This is a genomic window from Massilia cellulosiltytica (assembly GCF_047325105.1).
Lineage (GTDB): Bacteria > Pseudomonadota > Gammaproteobacteria > Burkholderiales > Burkholderiaceae_D > Telluria > Telluria orientalis.
On record NZ_CP168562.1, the window covers coordinates 1,247,548 to 1,265,406 of the forward strand.

Sequence of the window (17,859 nt, forward strand, 5' to 3'; positions counted from 1 at the left end):
CCCGCTAAGCCGCCGTGACCTGCAGCCCGCGCTGTACCGCGGGGCGGGCGAGGCCGCGGTCGAGCCACGCCCGCACGTGAAGGAACCGGTCGAAACCGACGAGCTCGCGTGCTTCGTAGAAGGTGATCAGGTTGCGCACCCAGCCGAGCAGAGATATGTCGGCGATGGTGTAGTCCGCCCCCATCACCCAGTCGCGGCCCGCGAGCCGTTGGTCGAGCACGCCAAGCAGCCGCGCGGACTCGTTCGCGTAACGCTGAAGCGGGCGCTTGTCTTCGTAGGCCTTGCCGGCGAATTTGTTGAAGAAACCGACCTGGCCGAACATGGGCCCGACACCGCCCATTTGCCACATCAGCCACTGGATCGTTTCGTAGCGCGCGCCGGGATCGGCCGGCAGGAACTTTCCCGTCTTGTCGGCGAGGTAGATCAGGATGGCGCCCGATTCGAACAACGCCAGCGGCCGGCCGCCCGGACCGTCGGGATCGTAGATCGCGGGGATCTTGCCGTTCGGGTTCAGCGAGAGGAACGCCGGGTCGTGGCTCTCGTTCGCGGTGATGTCGATGCGGTGCGGCTCATAGGCGAGGCCCGTCTCCTCCAGCATGATGCCGACCTTCACGCCGGTGGGCGTTGGCAGGGAAAAGAGCTGGAGCCGGTCGGGGTGCCGGGCTGGCCAACGCGAGAAAATCGGATGATCGGGTGTCACTTTCATTCTCCTGGACTTGGGATGGATGCTGAGTCTCATGCGCCCCGACGGGCGCTTCCTGGGCGGCGCAGCCACCACAGGTCGACGGTCATGACGCGTGCCTCCGGTCCCATGCGATCGGACGCGGCAAGCGTCGGACCGGCGTCACGTCCATGGTCGCGACCCCGGCCGCGGTCGCCGACGCGGCCTGGTCGCGGTCGAGGAATGCGGTGGCTTGCACGGGGATGAATTGCACGGTCCTCAGGCCGATATTTCCCAACACGACCGCGAGATACGGCGTGAGAAAGTCCGGCTGGTTGGCCCGCTCGCCGCTGAAGACGCCGCCGGAAGCAATGCCGACGAAGACCGGACGATCCCGCAGCATGCCGACTTTCCCCGCGGGCGTCGACGCGAACGTGCGGCCGGCGCGCAGGATGCGGTCGATCCACGCCTTCAGGACCGAGGGCACCGTGAGGTTGTACATGGGCGTTCCGATGACGATCGCATCGGCCGCTTCGACTTCCCGGATGAGCATTTCGGAAAATTCGAGAGATCCGTTCGGCGGCGCCGCCAGCGTGGCCGGCGACGACAGTGCCGTCGCGTAGTCCGATGCGACGTGCGGGATTGGGACACAGGCAAGATCGCGCCGGCTGACGCTCGTATTCGGCGTGCCGTCGAGCAGCTTGCCGACCAACGCGGCGGACAGCCGCCGGCTGTGCGATTCGGTACGCGGGCTGCAATCGATATGGAGGATGTTCATGCGAATGCTCGTTCTGGTTTTCGGGGTCGGAGGATCGTCCTTCTTGCGGCTAGACCAGATCCAGCACGTCGGTCACGGGGCGGCGCGGCTTCTGCGCCCAGTTACCCTGGCGCTCCACTCCGACGGACAACAGCATGACGGGCACTTCCTCCTCGCCCAGGCCGAATTCATGGTGCACCGCGTCGGCGTCGAAGCCGATCATCGGCGTCGAACCCAGGCCCAGCGAACGGGCCGCGTACATGATCGCGGCCGCGCCGAAGGTCGCGGTGCGTACCGCCTCGTCGCGCCGGCGCTGCGGGTATGCCATGTACAGGTCGCGGGCCGGGATTTCCCAGTCCCGCACCATGGCCGCCGGCATGACGCCCGCTTCCACCAGCGGCGCCAGGCGATCGGGGATCACGGCGGAGTCGGCCAGCTGGCCACAGACGATGAAGGTGACGGCCGCTTCGGTGATCGCGGGCTGGTTCCACGCGATCGGGCTCAGTCGGGCCTTCGCTGCGCTGCTGCGCACGGCGATGAAGCGCCAGTTCTGCATGTGGAAGGACGTGGGCGCGGCGGTGCCGACCTGCACGAGCGCGCGGATCTCGTCGTCGCTCAGGGTGGCGGACGGGTCGTAGTACTTGGTTGCGCTGCGGTTCAGGATGCAGTCGATGACGGCATTGGTCTGAGTGATTCCAGTGGTTGCAATACGGCTCATGGCGGGTGCTTTCGTCAGGTGGTCAGGAGCCTCCACTTTAGGCGGGCCGGTCGCCGTTTTCGAGACTGGATCTTCTCAACAAGCTGCTCAAAAGGATCAAGCAGACAGGGAATCGCCCGGACGCGTACACGCATCAGGCGCCCTCGCGCGCCAGGCGCCGCCATTGTCCCGGCGTCATCTCCATCTTGTCCGTGAACAGGCGCCTGAACGCCGCCACGGATCGATATCCCACCGAGTCGGCCACCGCCTCGGTGGTCATTCCGGGTTTCTTCAACTCGTTGGCCGCCAGACTCATCCGGATATCGGTCAGGAATTCGCTGGCTGAACTCCCGACCTTGTCCTGGAAATGCCGCACGAAGGTGGCGCGCGACATGCTGCACAGGTTGGCCAGGTCGGGCAGGTTCCAGGCGCGCGCCGGCTCCGCGAACATCGCCGAAATGGCCGGGGCCAGACGCGGATAGCCGGCGAGTGCCAGCAGGCCTGGCGGGGCCGACGCGGACTCGCTTGCCGCGCGCAGCACGAGGGTGAACAGCGCCGAGGTCAGGGCATTGAGGATCGCGTATCCGCCCGGCCTGCCGTCGGCGGACTCCATGCGCATCAGTCCGACGAGGTTCGCCAGGTGGTCCGGCGCGGACTCGCCGCCGTCTTCGCCACGACCGGCGCCGGTCCGTACCACGACGTTCGTGGGCAGGTAATTGCGAATCAGCCGGTCGTGGGGCGGCCGGATGAAGAATCGCCCGCACAACATGTCCAGATGCTCGCCCCGGCCATTGTTTTCGCGGAGCGTCAGTCCGGCGGTACTCTGGCGAGTGTGGGTCCGCGCGGGGGCACGTCCGCTGCCGTCGTGCAGCACGTGCGCCGATCCGTGGGGCAGCAGCACGATATCGCCGCCGCCCAGTTCCATCGTCGTGTGCGTGTCCGGATCCTCGATGATCGCGCGGCCATTGAGTACGACGTGGTAAGGAATCTCGTGCGCGGCGGCCTGCGGCCAGGCGACGCGCCACGGCGCACCGTATGCGCAGCGAACCTCCAGCTGGCCGGTGACGGTGATCATTTGCAGAAGCTGGCTCAGCCAGTCGACGTGTGACATGGAATCTCGGGAACCTGAACGTTGGTGCGATCGAATGTGGGGTGCGCCGGCAGGCCGATGCGACCGCCGGCATGGCGGAGGGTCAGACCAGATCCAGCACGTCGCCGACGGGGCGGCGCGGCTTCTGCGCCCAGTTACCCTGGCGCTCCACCCCGACGGACAACAGCATGACGGGCACTTCCTCCTCGCCCAGGCCGAATTCGCGGTGCACCGCGTCGGCGTCGAAGCCGATCATCGGCGTCGAACCCAGGCCCAGCGAACGGGCCGCGTACATGATCGCGGCCGCGCCGAAGGTGGCGGTGCGTACCGCCTCGTCGCGCCGGCGCTGCGGGTATGCCATGTACAGGTCGCGGGCCGGGATTTCCCAGTCCCGCACCATGGCCGCCGGCATGACACCCGCTTCCACCAGCGGCGCCAGGCGATCGGGGATCACGGCGGAGTCGGCCAGCTGGCCACAGACGATGAAGGTGACGGCCGCTTCGGTGATCGCGGGCTGGTTCCACGCGATCGGACTCAGTCGGTCCTTCGCTGCGCGGGTGCGCACGGCGATGAAGCGCCAGTTCTGCATGTGGAAGGACGTGGGCGCGGCGGTGCCGACCTGCACGAGCGCGCGGATCTCGTCGTCGCTCAGGGTGGCGGACGGGTCGTAGTACTTGGTTGCGCTGCGGCTCAAGATACAGTCGATGACGGTGTTGGTCCCGGTAAATCCCTTGGTCATAATTGGTCCTGTGGGTAAAGGAGTGTGGTGGTCGCGTGCTATCCGGCGTGAACGGTGCCGACGCGTATCAGGGCGCGCATATCGCGCAGCAATGCATTCTGTCGTATCGATGAGATGAATTGAAGAACCAAGATTGCCGATTCCCGTGTGTACCAAGGCGCCGCCGGCGTATCAGGCGTAGCGGTCGATGATCTCGAACAGTCGGCGGCAGGCCGACGCGAGATGCGGCTCGGGTGCGGTCGCTACCCCAAGCAACAGGCCCGGCTGGCTCCACGACCGGGTCGCGAACCATTGGGACAACGGCGACGGTGCCATCCCGAAGCTTCTGGCTTCCCGGGCGATCTGTACGTCGGGCGTGCCGTCGGGCAGGCTGAGCAGGACGGCCAGGCCCGCCGTGACCCACGGTACGTCATGTATCCGCAACTGTTCGCACAGCGCGTCGCGCTGGGACGAATACAAACGCTTCAGCCGCCGGACGCGCCGGCTGTAATGGCCCTCGCGCATGAACCGCGCCACGGGAAGTTGAATGACGGGGGAGGGCGCGTGGACAAACACTGCCGCCGCCTCGGAGAACGCGGCGACCAGCCCAGTCGGCGCCACGATGAATCCGAGGCGCAGTCCCGGGCCGACGGTCTTGCTGAACGTACCGATATGGATGACCCGTCTGCCGTTGTCCAGCGATGCCAGGGCCGGCGCCGCCCTGCCTTCGATTTGCAAGTCGCCGAGGTAGTCGTCCTCGATGATCCATGCACCGTTCGAGCTTGCCCATTCAAGCAGCTGAAGCCGCCGTCTCAAACAAAGGGTCGGACCGAGGGGGGCCTGTTGACCGGGCGTCACGACGGCCAGCGCGGCGTCCGCGGCATGGTCGATCCCGTAACCGACGTTCATGCCGCCCGCGTCCACGGGGACCGGAACAATACGCAAACGCGCCAGTTGCAGCGCCTTGCGGGTGCGGTAGAAACCAGGCTCTTCCATCCAGACCTTGCGACCATCCAAACCGAGCACCCGCAGCGTGAGATCGAGTCCGGAACTATAGCCCGACGTGATGAACACCTGTTCGGGAAGGCAGTGGATGTTCCTGGAGATCGAGAGATGCCCTGCGATTTCCCGGCGCAGCTCGAATTCCCCCGACGGGTCGGGATGGCCCAGCGAGGAGAAAGGACCTGGCTTCAGCAGATTGGAAGAGCGGGCACGCGCGAACAGCCTTTCCGGCTGACCTTCCAACGCTGGAATACCGAGCTGGAAGATCGCCGGTCCGGCGCTCGTCTCATCGCGCTTCCTCGCACAGGTGTCGGGCCCAACTGCTTGTGGTTGCGTCGACCGCGCGTCCGGCCGTGGCGCCACGAGCGTGCCCCGGGCACCGAACGTTTCGATCATCTGGAAGTCGGATAAGCGCTCGTACGCCGCCTGGACCGTGCCGCGTGCCACACCCAGGTGAGCCGCCAGGTCTTGCCACGAAGGCAAGCGCGTGCCAGGTGCGAGCAGACCCGAGTCGATCGCCTTGGTGATGCTGATACGAATTTGTTCCGACAGCGACTGCGTGGATGCCCGGTCGAGCTCAATGTGCAGGTCTGAATTGATATGACGTGTCAAAGGACTCTCGGCGTTGACATGAGGCGATATTCAGAAATAAGCAACGGTAGCAGTCGGCGCGTATCGCAAGGTCTCGAAATTGTTCTAATTCGTCCTGATCGACGCGTTCGAACTCCGGGATGAGAGTGGATGGCAGGGTTTGACGACGTTCGCGCGGGGCGGCGGGCCACGACACGCATGGCCCGGCCTCGATGTCACAGCAGGAAAGTGCGCCGTCGCTTGCCCGGCACCGCCAACACCCTGAGCGCCGTTTCCATGCGCACGCGCCGATACTCCATCGCCCTTGCCGCCGCATGCACGCCCCGCGCCCGCAACGCATCCTGCACGTTCTCGGCCGTCCAGCGGTCGCTCCGCCGTTCACCGAGCATTTTCTTCAGCAAGCCCTGGTCGTCGATCCATCGGTAAGTCATGACGTCCTCCTTGTGGTTGAGGACACCAGTTTCGCGTTAATTGCATCAAGGCAACTTACCGAGCATCAAGCCTAGGAAAGACGCGCGTGGTTGAGGATGAGCCAGGCCACGGTGATGACGACCATGCCGGTAAAGGTCACGCACGACCAGGTGAAGAACCAGGCCGACACGATCCCGGCCTGCAGCACCTTCTCGAACAGGATGCCCAGCGCGAAATCGACGGCGGTGAGAAAGGACCAGCGCCGCAGGTAGACGGGCAGGTAGCGGCTCATCTTGCGGTTGTGCTGGCGCGCGGCGTGCCGTTCGATGCGGTCGCGCGCGGCGCTGACGTCGCGGAACAGCCAGTCGAAGAACAGGAAGCGGTACAGGAGACGCCGGAAGGGCATTTCCGGGGCCGGGTCGTTGTCTGCAACGGGGTGGGACTGCTTGTCGATCGTCATGGTTGCACCGCTCGCTCGAATTCTCATTCATGGTATGCCAGATGCCGCGTCCAGCCACGTTCGTTGCCTAACGTAGCGTGCGCGATGCCTGACGTTTCTGAGCAGCACCAATAAAAAGCGAAACGGGCGCTCGCGGCGCCCGTTCCAAAACAACGGCCAGGAGGCGTCAGCCTGCCTGCACCCGCTTGGCGATGTGCGCCAGCGCCTCGTCCACCTGGTCGATCAGGATCAGCGCCAGGTCGCCCGGCTGCAGGCGTTCGAGCGCCTTGTCGATGGCGACGAACTCGCCCTTGATCTCGTCGATGTGCGTCGTCCGGGGCGCGCCGGCGAGGCCCTCGCGCAGCAGGCCCACGACTTCGCCCTCGAGGCGGCCGCGCTGGCACTGGTCTTCGTACAGCAGCACGTCGTCGAACGCTCTGCCCAGGATGCGGGTCTGGTCGCGGATGTCCTCGTCGCGGCGGTCGCCCGCGCCGGAGATCACCACCGCGCGGCGCTTGGCCGGCATCGATTCGACGGCGTTCACGAGGGCCTGGATCGCGTCCGGGTTGTGGCCGTAGTCGGCGATGACGGTGGCGCCGCGGTAGTCGAACACGTTGAAGCGGCCCGGGGCATTGTCGCTTTCGCCGACGAAGGTCTTGAGGCCGACGCGGATCGCATCCCACGAGATGTTCACGGCCCAGGCGGCGGCCACGGCGGCCATCACGTTCTCGACCTGGAAGCCGATCACGCCGCCGCGGGTGATGGGCACGTCGAGCAGCGGCACGCGTTCTTCGTTCTTGCCCTGCGCCGCGACGAGGTGGCCCTTGTCGACGTAGACGATGCGGCGGCCCTGCGCGCGGTGCTTCTGCATGACGGGCAGCGAGGCGTCCGCGGCGAAATAGGTGATGTCGCCCTTCGTGTTCTCGGCCATGCCGGCGACGATCGGGTCGGCCGCGTTCAGCACGGCCATGCCGTTCGGCGCGACGTTCTGGACGATCACGCGCTTCAGGACCGCGAGGTCTTCCAGCGTGGTGATGTAGTTCAGGCCCAGGTGGTCGCCGGAGCCGATGTTCGTGACCACGCCGACCTGGCAGCGGTCGTACGCGAGACCCTCGCGCAGGATGCCGCCGCGGGCCGTCTCGAACACGGCCGCGTCGACGTCCGGATGCAGCAGCACGTTGCGCGCGCTGCGCGGGCCGCTGCAGTCGCCGCTGTCGATGCGGCGGCCCTGGATGTACACGCCGTCCGTGTTCGTCATGCCGGTGCGCAGGCCCGAGCTCGCGAGGAGGTGCGCGATCAGGCGCACGGTCGTCGTCTTGCCGTTCGTGCCCGTCACGGCGACCACCGGGATGCGGCCGTCGTCGCCCGGACCGTACAGCGTGTCCATGATGGCTTCGCCGACGGCGCGACCCTTGCCGAACGACGGCGAGATGTGCATGCGCAGGCCCGGCGCGGCGTTCACTTCGACGATGCCGCCGCCCTGGTCCTCGATGGGTTTCAGCACGCTGTCGCACACGAGGTCGACGCCGCAGATGTCCAGGCCGACCATGTGGGCGGCCGCGATGGCGCGCGCCGCCACTTCCGGATGCACGTCGTCCGTGACGTCCGTCGCCGAGCCGCCCGTCGACAGGTTGGCGTTGTTGCGCAGGGTGACGCGCTGGCCCTTCGGCGGGACCGATTCCGCGTCATAGCCCTGCTTCGCCAGCGAGCCGAGGGCGATGTCGTCGAAGCGGATCTTGGTGAGCGAGGTCGCGTGGCCGTCGCCGCGGCGCGGGTCCTTGTTGACGATGTCGACGAGCTGGCGCACGGTGTGCACGCCATCGCCCACCACGTGCGGCGGGTCGCGGCGCGCGGCGGCGACGAGCTTGTTGCCGACGACGAGCAGGCGGTAGTCGTGGCCCGGCAGGTATTTTTCGACCATGATCTCGTCGCGGAACTCGGACGCGGCGGCAAAGCCCTTGTCGAGCTGTGCGCGCGTGGTGACGTTCACGGTCACGCCCTTGCCCTGGTTGCCGTCCTTCGGCTTGATCACGACCGGCAGGCCGATTTCCTGCGCGGCGGCCCACGCGTCGTCCGGATCGCTCACGCTGCGGCCCAGCGGCACAGGCACGCCGGCCGCGTTCAGCAGGGTCTTGGTCAATTCTTTATCTTGCGCGATGGATTCCGCGATGGCGCCGGTGGCGTCGATCTCGGCGGCCTGGATGCGGCGCTGGCGGCTGCCCCAGCCGAACTGCACGAGGCTGCCCTCGGTCAGGCGGCGGTACGGGATGCCGCGCGCGACGGCGGCGTGCACGATCGAACCCGTCGACGGGCCGAGGCGCACGTCCTCGTCCAGGTCGCGCAGCTGCTTCAGGGCCGCATCGAGGTCGAACGGCTGGTCGTTGCGGGCGGCGGCGCACAGCTGTTCCGCCAGTTCCATCGCGAGGCGGCCGACGTCTTCCTCGCTGTATTCGACGACGACCTGGTAAATGCCGCGCTCCAGGGTGGCGGTGGTGCGGCTGAACGTGACGGGGCAGCCGGCCTGCGCCTGCAGGGCCAGCGCGGCGACTTCCAGCACCTGGGCCAGCGGGATCGTGTCGTCATGGCCGGTCGGCTGCAGCGGCCAGATTTCCGGGAACAGGGCGCGCAGGCGCGTCTCGAAGCCGGGCAGGGCGCCGATCGATTCCTCTTCCGGCAAGCAGGCGACGATCGCCTCGATCGACGTGTGGTGGCTCCAGAGGTTGGGACCGCGCAGGGCGCGTACGCGTGATACTTCCATAAGTCTTTCCTTTAGGGTCTTGCGGCATCGGCCCGGTCAATGCCGGGCTCGTCATCAGGCCTTTTTCTTTTTGCCGGCCGGGTCGAACGTGCGCAGGCCGGCGCAGATCAGGTCCGTCGGCACGTCCAGCGCCCAGCCGGCCAGCGCGGCCGCGAGCAGGGCATTCGGCTGCGCGGCGGTGGCGGGCTTCACTTTGTCGATGCCCAGCAGCGGCATTTCCTCGCTGCCCTGGGCCAGGACGATGTGGTGGTTGCGCACGAATGCCACGCGGCCGCCGGCGGCGCGGTGCGCGGCCAGGGTGGCGTTGGCTTCGTCCTGCGCGTAGAACAGCACGGCGCCGTCGGACAGTTCGCCCAGCGCGGCCACGCGTTCATTCGCCGCGTCCAGCACGGCCGCGCCATCGGACAGCACGACGTCGACCTGGCTGCGCACGACGTTGTAGAGCGCATCGTCGTCGCGCACGTACAGGTCGGCCACGTCGGCTACATTGCCCATGTCGGTCACGATGCCGACGAGGCAGCGGTCGTACGGCAGGCCTTCGGTCAGGATCGTGCGCGCGTTCGATTCGAACACGGCGGCCTGCACGGTGCGGTTGATCAGCAGGCGCTGGCCGGCGTCGAAGCGGGTGCCGTCCTGCGCAGTGACCTGGCGGCCGTCGAGGAACAGGCCCTCGCGGTTGGCCACGCCCACGTGCTTGCCGGCCAGGTTCAGCACGGTGCCGACGAGGCGCGCGGCGAGTGCGGCGTCCGTGGTGCCCGTGACGCCCACGAGCGGGATGCGGCCCGTCTCGCCCTCGGCAAACAGGTGCTCGACGATGGCCTTGCCCACGTTGCGCGGCTCGCCCTGGGCGGGCTTGATGTGCGCGAGCAGGCCGGGGCTGGAATTGACTTCGATGATGGCGCCGCGCTGTTCTTCCAGCGGACGCGAGATGTCTTCGCACACGAGGTCGATGCCGGCGATGTCCAGGCCCACGACGCGCGCGGCCAGCGCGGCCACGTGCGCGACGTCGGGGTGGACCTCGTCCGTGACGTCGTCGGCCACGTTGCCGTTCAACTGGATCAGCACTTTCTGGCCGGCCTGCGGGACCGAATCCGGCGTGAGGCCCTGGCGTTTCAGATCCAGCATGACTTCATCGCTTTCGGCCGGCACGACGGGGCTGAGCGGGAATTCTTCGGAATTGCCGCGGCGCGGGTCGATGTTGATCTGGCTGTCGCACAGCTGCGTGACGGTGGAGGTGCCGTCGCCGACGACCCACAGCGATTCGCCTTTGGCAGCGGCAACGACTTTCGAGCCGACGACGAGCAGGCGGTGTTCGTTGCCGGGAATGAAGCGCTCGACGAGGACGGCGCTGGAATCGCCTTCTTCGGCCGCGATGGCGTAGGCGGCATGCACGTCCGCTTCCGACATCAGGTTCAGCGACACGCCGCGGCCATGGTTGCCGTCGACGGGTTTGATGGCGACGGGCAGGCCGATGTCCTGCGCTTCTTCCCACGCCGCTGCCGCGCTGCGAACCACCGACCCCTCGGGGACCGGCACGCCGCAGGAGGCGAGCAGGGTCTTGGTGAGGTCCTTGTCGCTGGCGATGGATTCGCCGATGGCGCTCGTGCGGTCCGTCTCGGCCGTCCAGATGCGGCGCTGCGCGCTGCCGTGGCCCAGCTGCACGAGATTGCCTTCGGTCAGGCGGATGGAGGGGATGCGGCGGTCGGTGGCGGCGTCGACGATGTGGCCGGTCGACGGACCCAGGCAGTAGCGGTCGACCAGTTCCGTCAGCTCATCGACCTTGGCCTGCAGTTCGAACGGGGTGTCGTTGATGGCGGCCATCAGCAGCGCGTGACCGGCTTGCAGGGCTGCACGGCCGACGGTCTCGTCGCGCGTGCGGAATGCCATTTTATAAATGCCGTGATCGGCGGTGGAGCGGGTTTTACCAAAGCCGGTCTTCATGCCGGCCAGGTTCTGCAATTCGAGGACGATGTGTTCGAGAATGTGACCGGACCAGGTGCCGTCGCGCAGGCGCTCCAGGAAGCCGCCCCGTTCGCCGACGCCGCAGCGGTGTTCGATCAGGCCCGGCAGCCAGGCGGTGAGGCGTTCATACAGGCCGGGAAGTTTATTCGAAGGACATTCTTCGAGTTCGCCGATGTCGAGCCACGTTTCGATGACAGGGCGGTAGGTCCAGATGTTCGGTCCACGCAGGTGGTTTACACGAAGAATTGCAATGTCTTTCTTATTTGTCATGAAAATATCCAGCCACGCGACGACCGCTCTCTCATCGCGTGGCATTGCCTAAGTTTGCACATCGATGGTCAAAGACGTTGCCGGATCGCGGCCCCGTCTTCCTCTCTTTCCATAATGCACATGTTGTATACTTGCCGGAACGAAGCTTACCGTGCCGAACCGATTTCTGCCACTCTGGCCCCTCCGATAGAATACCGTACACGCCGAAGCGCCGCGTTTCGGAAGGTGCGCGTGTCAACGGCAACACCGCCCTCAACGTTCCATCGTACAGATCAGAACCAAAACTCGCCTTTGCCGGCGGCATCACATGACAACTCAACAACTTGTTCCCTCCGGTCCGCAGGCGTCGACCGCCGGTTTCCTGCCTGAGCACTGGCAGGCGGACGTCGCGAAGAAGCTTGCGCCAGGGGAAAACGTTTTAAACAGCGTCGAGGTTGACCTCGATGCGAAATTACGTTTCACCAAAGGTATTCTTGTCGTCACGAATTATCGCCTGCTGACCCGCGCACCCGGCGACACGATGTGGCGCGACTGGCCGTATCGTGCCGGTTTGACAATGCGCCACCACGACCACGCGGGCGTCGGCCACCTCGAACTCGTCGACCAGAACGGCCTGCTGGCGGCCTGGCGCTTTACCTTGGGCCAGAACCTGCAAGCCATTCGCGTCGTCGACCAGTTCGAGGACCAGGTCGAAAGCCACGTCAGCGGCGTCGCCGTGCAAGCGCCCGAGCAACATACTTGCCCGAGTTGCAAGGCGCCGCTGGAACCGGACCAGGAAGACTGCCCGATTTGCACCAAGGTGCTGCATACGCCGCCGTCGACCTGGACCCTGTTCCGCCTGTGGCGCTTCGCCCGGCCTTACAAGGGTCAATTGCTCCTCGGATTCTTGCTTATGTTGGCAAGTACCGGCGCACACATGATTCCGCCGTATCTGACGATGCCGCTGATGGACAATGTGCTGATCCCTTACCAGAACGGCAAGCACATCGACACTCACCTCGTCTACATGTACATGGGCGGCCTGTTCGCATCGAGCATGCTGGCCTGGGCGCTGGGCTGGGGCCGCACGTACATCCTCGCCCTCGTGTCCGAGCGGATGGGCGCCGACATGCGTTCCGAGACCTATGAGCACCTGCTGAGATTGTCGCTGGAATTCTTCGGCGGCAAGCGCACGGGCGACCTCATGTCGCGCATCGGCAGCGGCTCGGACCGCATCTGCGTGTTCCTGTCGCTGCACCTGCTGGACTTCCTGTCCGACGTCCTCATGATCATCATGACGGGCGTGATCCTGTTCAGCATCAATGCCAAGCTGGCCCTGATCACGCTGGTGCCGCTGCCGTTCATCGCGTGGATGATCCACGTCGTGCGCGACAAGCTGCGCACGGGCTTCGAAAAGATCGACCGCGTGTGGGGCGAGGTCACGAACGTGCTGGCGGATACGATCCCCGGCATCCGCGTCGTGAAGGCGTTCGCGCAGGAGCACCGCGAGGCGTCGCGCTTCCGCGAGGCCAATAAACACAACCTGGCCGTCAACGACAAATTGAACAAGGTGTGGTCGCTGTTCTCGCCGACCGTGTCGCTGCTGACGGAACTGGGCCTGCTCATCATCTGGTGCTTCGGTATCTGGCAGGTCAGCCAGCAGGAGATCACCGTCGGCGTGCTGTCGGCGTTCATCGCGTACAGCGGCCGCTTCTACGTCCGTCTCGATTCGATGAGCCGCATCGTGTCCGTCACGCAGAAATCCGCGTCGGCCGCGAAGCGCATCTTCGACATCCTCGACCACGTGTCGAGCGTCCCCGACCCCGTCAATCCGGTCAAGCTGGACAAGGTCGAGGGCAATATCGCGCTGCGCGAAGTGGGCTTCCGCTACGGCAACCGCGCCGTCAACCGCGGCATTTCGCTGAACTTCAAGGCCGGCGAGATGGTGGGCCTCGTGGGTCACTCCGGCTCGGGCAAGAGCACCCTGGTCAACCTGATCTGCCGCTTCTACGACGTGGCGGAAGGCGCGATCCTACTGGACGGCCGCGACATCCGCAGCTTCGCCGTCGCGGACTACCGCCGCCACATCGGCCTCGTGCTGCAGGAGCCGTTCCTGTTCTTCGGCACCATCGCGGACAACATCGCCTACGGCAAGCCGGATGCGACACGCGAAGAGATCATCGCCGCCGCCCGCGCCGCGCACGCCCACGAATTCATCCTGCGCCTGCCGCAGGGGTACGACTCGATGGTCGGGGAGCGGGGCCAGGGCCTGTCCGGCGGCGAGCGCCAGCGCATCTCGATCGCCCGCGCGCTGCTGATCGACCCGCCGATCCTGATCATGGACGAAGCGACGTCGTCCGTCGACTCGGAAACGGAAAAGGAAATCCAGAAGGCGCTGGACAATCTCGTACAGGGCCGCACGACGATCGCCATCGCGCACCGCCTGTCCACCTTGCACCGTGCCGACCGCCTGGTCGTGCTGGACCGCGGCCAGGTGGTGGAAGAGGGCAACCACGACGAACTGATGGCGCGCGAAGGCGCGTATTACCGCCTGTACGAAGCGCAGGCGCGCAATGTGGACCAGGATCCGGACGACGACGGCAGCAAGGACGACTGAACGATGAATGCAACTTTTCAATTGAGGCGCGACCCGTTCGGGAAGCTGGTCCTGACGAATGCCGAGGGCGAGGAATTCGTGGGCGTCACGCCCGTGCGCTCATTCCCCGTGCAGGCGCCGTCGAAAGGCATCTCGCTCGTGCGCGACGGCGGCAAGGAAGTCGCGTGGATCGACGACATCGACACGGTGCCGGCCGACATCCGCTCGCTCGTGACGGAAGAACTCGACGGCCGCGAATTCATGCCCGAGATTTTGTCGATCAAGGACGTGTCCAGCTTCGCCACGCCGTGCACGTGGACGGTGAAAACCGACCGTGGCGACACGGAATTCGTGCTCAAGGGCGAAGAAGACATTCGCCGGCTGGGGACGTATTCGCTGCTCATCGCGGACAGTCATGGGATTCACTTTCTCATCCGCGACATGTTCGCCATCGACAAGGGGAGCCGGAAGATACTCGACCGGTTCCTGTAAGGCTATTTCGTCAAATATTCTCGCTGTAACGTTGCGAAAATAAAAAATATCGACGGAATTGACGGAAACTCGTCGATTCCGTTCGATTTCTCTGTTACACTGTTTTCATTGCAACATTCCTTGCATGTCTCGCAACCGCGAGATCGCGTTCCAGTTCGACCAACGTCCCCGTCGAGCTGTCGTCGGCCCAGCCAACGCCGGCAGCTTTCCATCCCATCGTTCGTCATTTACTGGAGCCCGCAATGCGCCTCAAGTCCGTCCTGCTGTCCTTGTCCGTCGTCGCCGCGTTGAGTTCGAACGCAGTGGAGGCGTTTCCCCTGATTGCCAACGGCACGTTCGAATCCGCGACGAACGGCACGAACAAGCAACTGTCGTCCAGCCCGAACGGCGACGCCAACCGCTCCACGCTGGCGGGCTGGACGAGCAGCAACGGTAACGACGGCGGCTACAACTTCGTGCTGGACAGCGGCATCATCACGACCGGCGCATCGGCCATCGGCCTGAAGACGTACGCGTCGTCGACGGCGCACGGCAACGTGTTCGCATCCGATGCGCTCTACTATCCCGGCACGCTGTCGCAGACGGTCGGCGGCCTGACCGTGGGTGCGTCCTATCTGCTGACGTTCGACTATGCGTTGGGCCAGCAGGCGGGTTTCGACGGCGCCAACCTGAACAACTACTGGAAAGTCGGATTCGGCGACACCACCGTCAACGCGGGCGCGCTGTCTATCGACAACGGCGGCTTCAGCGGATGGAAGACGGCCAGCCTGACGTTCACGGCCACCAGCGCCAGCGAGGTGCTGTCCTTCCTGGCGGCGAGCAATTCGCCGGGCGCGCCGCCCTTCATGCTGCTCGATAACGTGTCGATGCAGGCTGCCGTGCCCGAACCGTCGACCCTGAGCCTGATGCTGGGCGGCGTGGGCCTCGCGGCTTTCCTGGCACGCCGCCGCAAGTCGAAGGCCTGAGCGGCCATGCCCGCGTCCTTGCACGACTGGGCGGTGAGCGCGCTGCGGATGGGCGCCTGGCTGGTGCTGCTGATGGCCGTGTTCGTGCCGCTCGAACGCTGGTTCGGCATGCGCGGCAACGGCTTGCCGCGGCGCGCGTGGCGTCACGACCTTGCGTACTACGTCATCAGCAGCCTGGTGCCGATCGTGGTGCTCGCGGTGCCGGCGGCGCTGCTGGCCGCTGCGGCGCAGCGCATCGTGCCGGCCGCGCTGACATCGACGGTGCAGGGATGGCCCACCCCCGTACGGGTGGCGCTGGCCTTTATCGTCGGCGAAACAGGCTTCTACTGGGGACACCGGCTGAGCCATGAACTGCCGTGGCTATGGCGTTTCCACGCGCTGCACCACAGTACCGAGCGGATGCGCTTTCTCGCGAATACCCGCTCGCATCCCGTCGACATGGTCGTGACGCGGCTTTTCGGCCTCGTGCCGTTGTACCTGCTCGGCCTGGCGACGCCCGGCGCCGCCGGCAGCGGCACCCCGGCGCTGATCCTGGTGCTCGGCACGTTCTGGGGATTCTTCATCCACGCCGACCTGCGCTGGCGCCTCGGGCCGCTGGAGTGGCTGGTGACGACTCCCGCGTTCCATCACTGGCACCATACCCGGCACGACCACGTCGACCGCAACTACGCGGCGACGCTGCCGATCCTCGACCGCCTGTTCGGCACCCATTACCTGCCGGCCCGCTGGCCGTCCGACTACGGCACCGATACGCCGCACGCGTCCACGCTGGCGGGACAGTTGATGGGTCCTCTCACGCCGGGGCGCCGGCCAGCCACCCACCCGCCGTCCACTCGATACGGTGGGTGAGCGCCAGCGTGTCCAGGAAGCGCCCGTCGTGCGACACGACGACGAGCGCCCCCGGCCACGACACGAGCATCGCTTCCAGCGCCTCCACGCTCGCGAGGTCGAGGTGGTTGGTCGGCTCGTCCAGCATCAATAGCTTCGGTGACGGCTCGCGCAGTACGGCCAGCAGCAGCGCGCCGCGCATGCGTTCACCGCCGCTCAACTCGCCGCTGGGACGCAGGATGCGGTCCGGGCCCAGCCCCGCGAGCGCGAGCATCTGGCGCAGGCGGCCCGCGTCGTGCGTGCTTTTCAGTTGATCGAGCAGGCTGCGCGCCGGGTCGAGCAGGGCCAGGTGCTGGTCCAGCAGCACGCCGGGCAGCCCGTGCACGCTGCCGGACAGCGGCGCGATCTCGCCGGCGATCGTGCGCAGCAAGGTGGACTTGCCGCAGCCGTTCGGCCCCGACATCGCGATGCGCGCCGCGCCGTGCACGCGCCAGTCCAGTGCCTGAGGCGGACCGTGACGCGCGACGAGCGCGTCGAATGCGAGCGCCGTCTGGCCGGGCGGGATGTCGACGTCCAGCTGCGGAAAGGCCGGCTGCCGGTGCAGCGCATCGAACGTGGAAAATGCGGCGCTGACGTCGTCCTGTAACGCCTGCCGCGCGCGCGCATGGCGCTCCGCGCGGGCGCCGTCGGTCTGTTCGGCGCGCTGGGGCAGGGCGTTCAGGACGATCTTCGGCATGCCGCCGTCCGCCTTCGCGCGCGCGCCGCGGGCGCTCCGGCGCGCGGCGCGTTCGGCCTGTTCCCGCATCTTTTGCTCGCCCTGGCGGCGCTCGACCTTCGCACGTTCCAGCTTCGCGCCGGCGGCCGCCAGTTCCGCCTCGCGCTGTTCGGCCACCAGCGACCACCCGCCGCCGTAGCGCCGCAAACCACCCGCATGGACTTCCAGCGTGCGCTCGACGTGCTCCAGCAGGTCGCGATCGTGGCTGATGAGCAGCAGGCCACGGCCGGACTGGCGCCACGCGCGCATCTGGTCGAGCAGGAAGGCGCGGTTGCCAAGGTCGAGGTGGTTGCCCGGTTCATCCAGCACGAGCAGGTCGGCGTCCGAGCAAAAGGCGCCGATCAGCGCGAGCAGCGTGTGCTGGCCGCCGGACAATGCTCGCGGTTCGAGCCGCGCGTCTAGCCCGGCGCCGTCCAGCATCGCCTTCCAGCGCGCTTCCAGGTCCCAGCGGTCGCCGATGAGGTCGAAATCCTCGTCGCGTGCATCGCCGTCCGCCAGCCGGTGCAGGGCGGCCAGCGGCGCGTCGAGACCGGCGACTTCGGCCAGGGAGCGTGCGGACGTGCCCCCGGTCTGCTGCGCCACGTAACGGATGCGCCCCGGCCGTTCGATGCGGCCGGCGGCTGGCGGCATGTCGCCCGCGAGCACGCGCCCGAGCGTGGACTTGCCGCTGCCGTTATGGCCGATCAGGCCGACCGTCTCCGCTTGAAACGACTCGTGCAGGTTCGTGAAGAGGATGCGCCCGTCGGGCAGGATGATGTCGACCCCGTGCAGGGCCGCGAAGTAGGGATGCGCCATGTGGAACTCCTGGATGCCAAGGAAAGCCGGAAGGGTTTCGAGGCCGTAGCAGTGCGAAAAGCATGCGAACGGC

At 66.4% G+C, this 17,859-nt stretch carries 15 protein-coding genes; 4 read left to right on the forward strand and 11 right to left on the reverse strand.

The window, feature by feature from the left end; genetic code table 11:
* Positions 1-4: 4 nt before the first annotated feature.
* From ACEN9H_RS05565 to cphA (ACEN9H_RS05610), 10 genes are all read right to left on the reverse strand, one after another.
* Complete coding sequence (locus ACEN9H_RS05565; RefSeq protein WP_413675554.1) at positions 5-700, reverse strand: glutathione S-transferase N-terminal domain-containing protein; 696 nt, start codon at positions 698-700, stop codon at positions 5-7.
* Between the two features lie 88 nt (positions 701-788).
* Positions 789-1,439 carry an FMN-dependent NADH-azoreductase gene (locus ACEN9H_RS05570; protein WP_413674046.1) on the reverse strand — a complete coding sequence of 217 codons (651 nt, stop codon included), beginning with the start codon at positions 1,437-1,439 and terminating at the stop codon, positions 789-791.
* Between the two features lie 49 nt (positions 1,440-1,488).
* The gene (locus tag ACEN9H_RS05575) at positions 1,489-2,136 is read right to left on the reverse strand and encodes a nitroreductase family protein (RefSeq protein ID WP_413674047.1); all 648 of its coding nucleotides are present in this window, start codon (positions 2,134-2,136) and stop codon (positions 1,489-1,491) included.
* A 133-nt stretch (positions 2,137-2,269) separates the two neighbouring features.
* Positions 2,270-3,226: an AraC family transcriptional regulator gene (locus ACEN9H_RS05580; protein ID WP_160410264.1), complete on the reverse strand. Its 957-nt coding sequence runs from the start codon at positions 3,224-3,226 to the stop codon at positions 2,270-2,272.
* 82 nt (positions 3,227-3,308) lie between these two features.
* Positions 3,309-3,944, reverse strand: coding sequence for a nitroreductase family protein (locus tag ACEN9H_RS05585; protein WP_413674048.1), 636 nt, complete (start codon positions 3,942-3,944; stop codon positions 3,309-3,311).
* A gap of 171 nt (positions 3,945-4,115) precedes the next feature.
* Positions 4,116-5,525, reverse strand: a complete 1,410-nt coding sequence (locus tag ACEN9H_RS05590; protein WP_413675555.1) for a PLP-dependent aminotransferase family protein — start codon at positions 5,523-5,525, stop codon at positions 4,116-4,118.
* Positions 5,526-5,731: 206 nt separating this feature from the next.
* Complete coding sequence (locus ACEN9H_RS05595) at positions 5,732-5,947, reverse strand: hypothetical protein (protein ID WP_056136651.1); 216 nt, start codon at positions 5,945-5,947, stop codon at positions 5,732-5,734.
* Between the two features lie 71 nt (positions 5,948-6,018).
* Complete coding sequence (locus ACEN9H_RS05600) at positions 6,019-6,387, reverse strand: hypothetical protein (RefSeq protein WP_413674049.1); 369 nt, start codon at positions 6,385-6,387, stop codon at positions 6,019-6,021.
* 166 nt (positions 6,388-6,553) lie between these two features.
* Positions 6,554-9,124 carry a cyanophycin synthetase gene (gene cphA, locus ACEN9H_RS05605; RefSeq protein WP_413674050.1) on the reverse strand — a complete coding sequence of 857 codons (2,571 nt, stop codon included), beginning with the start codon at positions 9,122-9,124 and terminating at the stop codon, positions 6,554-6,556.
* Between the two features lie 54 nt (positions 9,125-9,178).
* Complete coding sequence (cphA, locus tag ACEN9H_RS05610; protein ID WP_413674051.1) at positions 9,179-11,356, reverse strand: cyanophycin synthetase; 2,178 nt, start codon at positions 11,354-11,356, stop codon at positions 9,179-9,181.
* A 307-nt stretch (positions 11,357-11,663) separates the two neighbouring features.
* Here cphA (ACEN9H_RS05610) and ACEN9H_RS05615 point away from each other — a divergent pair, with 307 nt between their 5' ends.
* The 4 genes from ACEN9H_RS05615 (at position 11,664) to ACEN9H_RS05630 (ending at position 16,237) form a co-directional block, all read left to right on the forward strand.
* On the forward strand, positions 11,664-13,952 hold the full coding sequence (locus ACEN9H_RS05615; RefSeq protein ID WP_413674052.1) for an ABC transporter ATP-binding protein: 2,289 nt from the start codon (positions 11,664-11,666) through the stop codon (positions 13,950-13,952).
* 3 nt (positions 13,953-13,955) lie between these two features.
* Complete coding sequence (locus ACEN9H_RS05620) at positions 13,956-14,423, forward strand: DUF1854 domain-containing protein (RefSeq protein ID WP_413674053.1); 468 nt, start codon at positions 13,956-13,958, stop codon at positions 14,421-14,423.
* A gap of 242 nt (positions 14,424-14,665) precedes the next feature.
* The gene (locus ACEN9H_RS05625) at positions 14,666-15,388 is read left to right on the forward strand and encodes a PEP-CTERM sorting domain-containing protein (protein ID WP_413674054.1); all 723 of its coding nucleotides are present in this window, start codon (positions 14,666-14,668) and stop codon (positions 15,386-15,388) included.
* 6 nt (positions 15,389-15,394) lie between these two features.
* The gene (locus ACEN9H_RS05630; RefSeq protein ID WP_413674055.1) at positions 15,395-16,237 is read left to right on the forward strand and encodes a sterol desaturase family protein; all 843 of its coding nucleotides are present in this window, start codon (positions 15,395-15,397) and stop codon (positions 16,235-16,237) included.
* Here the strand turns inward: ACEN9H_RS05630 and ACEN9H_RS05635 are convergent.
* Positions 16,182-17,786, reverse strand: coding sequence for an ATP-binding cassette domain-containing protein (locus ACEN9H_RS05635; RefSeq protein ID WP_413674056.1), 1,605 nt, complete (start codon positions 17,784-17,786; stop codon positions 16,182-16,184). The two genes, ACEN9H_RS05630 and ACEN9H_RS05635, sit on opposite strands and share 56 nt — an antisense overlap.
* Between the last annotated feature and the right edge of the window lie 73 nt (positions 17,787-17,859).

Coding starts and splice junctions, on each gene's coding strand:
- ACEN9H_RS05635 (WP_413674056.1), bottom strand. CDS start 17,786: ATGGCGCATCCCTACTTCGCGGCCCTGCACGGGGTCGACATCATCCTG.
- ACEN9H_RS05615 (WP_413674052.1), top strand. CDS start 11,664: ATGACAACTCAACAACTTGTTCCCTCCGGTCCGCAGGCGTCGACCGCC.
- ACEN9H_RS05595 (WP_056136651.1), bottom strand. CDS start 5,947: ATGACTTACCGATGGATCGACGACCAGGGCTTGCTGAAGAAAATGCTC.
- ACEN9H_RS05585 (WP_413674048.1), bottom strand. CDS start 3,944: ATGACCAAGGGATTTACCGGGACCAACACCGTCATCGACTGTATCTTG.
- ACEN9H_RS05625 (WP_413674054.1), top strand. CDS start 14,666: ATGCGCCTCAAGTCCGTCCTGCTGTCCTTGTCCGTCGTCGCCGCGTTG.
- cphA (WP_413674051.1), bottom strand. CDS start 11,356: ATGACAAATAAGAAAGACATTGCAATTCTTCGTGTAAACCACCTGCGT.
- ACEN9H_RS05620 (WP_413674053.1), top strand. CDS start 13,956: ATGAATGCAACTTTTCAATTGAGGCGCGACCCGTTCGGGAAGCTGGTC.
- ACEN9H_RS05580 (WP_160410264.1), bottom strand. CDS start 3,226: ATGTCACACGTCGACTGGCTGAGCCAGCTTCTGCAAATGATCACCGTC.
- ACEN9H_RS05630 (WP_413674055.1), top strand. CDS start 15,395: ATGCCCGCGTCCTTGCACGACTGGGCGGTGAGCGCGCTGCGGATGGGC.
- ACEN9H_RS05600 (WP_413674049.1), bottom strand. CDS start 6,387: ATGACGATCGACAAGCAGTCCCACCCCGTTGCAGACAACGACCCGGCC.
- cphA (WP_413674050.1), bottom strand. CDS start 9,124: ATGGAAGTATCACGCGTACGCGCCCTGCGCGGTCCCAACCTCTGGAGC.
- ACEN9H_RS05570 (WP_413674046.1), bottom strand. CDS start 1,439: ATGAACATCCTCCATATCGATTGCAGCCCGCGTACCGAATCGCACAGC.
- ACEN9H_RS05575 (WP_413674047.1), bottom strand. CDS start 2,136: ATGAGCCGTATTGCAACCACTGGAATCACTCAGACCAATGCCGTCATC.